The 2,618-nt window shown below is 69.1% G+C and carries 3 protein-coding genes; 2 read left to right on the top strand and 1 reads right to left on the bottom strand.

Annotated elements, in window-relative coordinates; translation table 11 throughout:
• The first annotated feature begins 215 nt into the window (after window positions 1–215).
• On the top strand, window positions 216–665 hold the full coding sequence (locus H5J26_RS30185) for a hypothetical protein (protein WP_181769139.1): 450 nt from the start codon (window positions 216–218) through the stop codon (window positions 663–665).
• Window positions 665–1,318, top strand: coding sequence for a class I SAM-dependent methyltransferase (locus tag H5J26_RS30190; protein WP_181769140.1), 654 nt, complete (start codon window positions 665–667; stop codon window positions 1,316–1,318). Before H5J26_RS30185 ends, H5J26_RS30190 begins: the two co-directional genes overlap by 1 nt.
• Window positions 1,319–1,762: 444 nt before the next feature.
• On the opposite strand, the gene H5J26_RS30195 is transcribed toward H5J26_RS30190, so the two are convergent.
• The coding region (locus H5J26_RS30195; RefSeq protein ID WP_181769141.1) for a helicase associated domain-containing protein at window positions 1,763–2,618 on the bottom strand (856 nt) is incomplete at its 5' end.

Genomic DNA, 2,618 nt, shown 5'->3' on the forward strand with positions numbered 1-2,618 from the left:
CTCGGGTTGTGTGGTGTCTGGTGGGTGTGTCGGTGGTGGCTTCGTGTTGGGTGTTGTGGGTGGTGGGTGTGTGTCGGCTCGTCGGCTGGTGTTGGCTGTTGGAGTCGTTGATGTGCTGCCGCAGGTTCCGGGTCTGGAGGCCCGGTTCGGCCGTGACGTGGTGCACTGCCCGTCCTTGCCGTGGTTGGGAGGTCGCCGGCCTGTCGCTGGGGGTCGTGGCGAGCGGCCCGGGCTACCTCGATGGGGCGCTGTTGTTCCGTCAGTGGAGCGAGGACGTGGTGGTTCTGCTCAACGGCCGGCCGGCTCCGCGGGGGGAGGAAGCCGTGAAGTTGACCGCACGCGGTATCCGGTGGGTGCGGGGCGTGATCGCCCGGGTTCTCGTCGAGGGTGATGCCGTCACAGGTGTCGAGCTGGCCGGTGGTGGGGTCGTGGATCGTAGTGCGCTCGTGGTGACCACCGTGCCGACTCCCGACACCGCGTTGCTCGACGCCGTCGGTGGCCCTGATACGCCTGGTCTGAAGGTCGTCGGTAACGCCGCCGCGCCATGTGCGGGGGTGATCGCCTCGGCCGCCGACGGTATGGCGGCAGGGACGCTCCTCAACCACGATCTCGTCCTCGAAGAGACCGCGGCGGCTGTCGCGGAGCATCGGAAGGAAGCGGCCTGATGAGTGGACAGGGACACCGGCTCACCGAAGAGGAAGCCGCGGCCATGTTCGAGCCGTCGAGCTGGGAGGAGCGATATTCCAGCGAGGAGAGGGTCTGGAGCGGGAACCCGAACCCGCAACTGGTCGCCGAAGTGACTGGACTGACTCCGGGCACCGCGCTCGACGTCGGCTGCGGAGAGGGCGGCGACGTGATCTGGCTGGCCCGTCAGGGCTGGAGAGCCACCGGAGCCGACTTCGCCGCCAACGGCCTGGCCCGCGCAGCTCGGCACGCGGAGGAGGCCGGAGTCGCAGACCGGACCGACTGGTGGCAGGTCGACGCCCGGACCTTCACGGCCGACGGCCGCACCTACGACCTGGTCACGACCCACTTCCTGCACCCGCCGGACGCGGGGATGGTGGGGGTGATTCGTTGTTTGTCTGAGGCCGTCGCGCCTGGGGGTCATCTTCTGGTGGTGGGTCACGCGCCGTGCGAGGCGTTCACTCATCTCTCCGCTAGCCATCGTCGGGCGATGTTCTTCGCTGAGGAGCTGTTGCCGGGCCTGCCTGAGGGCTTCGACGTCCTGGTGGTCGAGCAGCGGCCCCGGACGATGGTCCGCGAGGGCGTCGCGGTCGATGTTCACGACTCCACGCTGCTCGCCCGCCGTGCGAGCTAAGGGGGTTCTCGGTTCGGATTCGGGCTGGAGGTCTCTCGTCTCGCGGGGGATGCAAAGGGCGACGGACGGGTCGAGGGGATGCGGCTGCCCGTCAACTGCGGGGTTGTGACTTGGAGTTGGAGGGCTGGTTGTCGTGCTGGCTGGGTCGGACTGTGCGCGCGTGTGGCGTGCGCTTGGGCCTGGTCGGATGGTTGTGCATGTGGTGACGGGGGGTGTGGTGCCGGGCTGGGGGTTTGTGGCTCCCACGTGCAGCCGGGGCCGGGGTTGCGGTTGGCGATCTGGGCGGGCTTGAACCCCGAACCTCTCCTGGGCGGTTTGTGGTCTGTCTTCCGCCGGGCAGGGCGCACCCCCGGTGTGGGTGTGTGGTCGTTGTGGTTCCGGCTGGGCCCGGCCCGCCGGGCCCCCTCCGCCCGCCCCTCGGTGCTTGCCGGAGGGGGGGCGGGTTTATTTGTGGTGGATGCCCAAGTCGGCGAGTTGGGTGGCTTGTTCGGGCGTGAGGGTGGCCGTCCGTGTGCGTTGGTTGTTGATCCAGATGCCGAGGCGGATGTTTCTTTCTTGCTCTGTTGTGGTGCGGGGAAGGGTTTCGGTGTGTGTGCGGGGGACGTTGAGGTGGCCTTCGCGTTGGCGGTATTGGTGTGCGGCGGTGAGGTTGTCGGCCCAGATCTGTGCTCTGCTGCGCCGGGGTGGTTTCTCGTCCGCGGCAGTGGGTTGGAGGCCGAGGATGTGTTGGAGGAGCCATTGCTGTGCGGTGTTGAGTTTGTTCCAGCCGCGTTGTTGCGCGCGGGTCCACTTGCCGAGGTCGTCGCCTTGGACGATGACCGAGCCGGCCTCGGTGGGCAGGGCTCCGCCGGCCTCTCGGTGAAGACGCGTCAGGTGGAAGCAGCGTTGCCAGTCGATGGGCCAGGCGGGGCACCAGGCCGGGTCGATCTCGTCCAGTGCCTGGCGCCGTTCTGGGGTGAGTCCGCCGGCGGTGGAGTCGGCGGGGAGGTCTTCCTCGCGGCGCCGGGCGGCTTCTTCCGCGCGCTTCGCGGCGGCTCGCTGGTTACGTAGCCATGTCCCGACGGGGTAGCCGCCGGTTCCGACGGCGTCGACGGGGGCGAGTAGGTGGCCGTGTTCGGCGGCCCACGCGGCCGCGGCGTCGAGGCCTTCTTCGAAGGCGACGGCGAAGTGGTTCCAGGTCATGCCGAGTTCATCGAGCTGGGCGACACGTTCTGCGTCCAGCCGCTCCTGCCGATGGGCGCGGCGTGCGTCGGCGATCCATTGGCCCAGCGGGAAGCCGGCGAGGGAGGCCGGCCACCCC

Origin of the sequence: Streptomyces albidus (ex Kaewkla and Franco 2022) (genome assembly GCF_013870515.1) — a bacterium.
GTDB lineage: Bacteria > Actinomycetota > Actinomycetes > Streptomycetales > Streptomycetaceae > Streptomyces > Streptomyces albidus.

Excerpts from the sequence above, each read along its gene's own strand:
- H5J26_RS30190 (WP_181769140.1), top strand. The coding sequence starts at position 665 with ATGAGTGGACAGGGACACCGGCTCACCGAAGAGGAAGCCGCGGCCATG.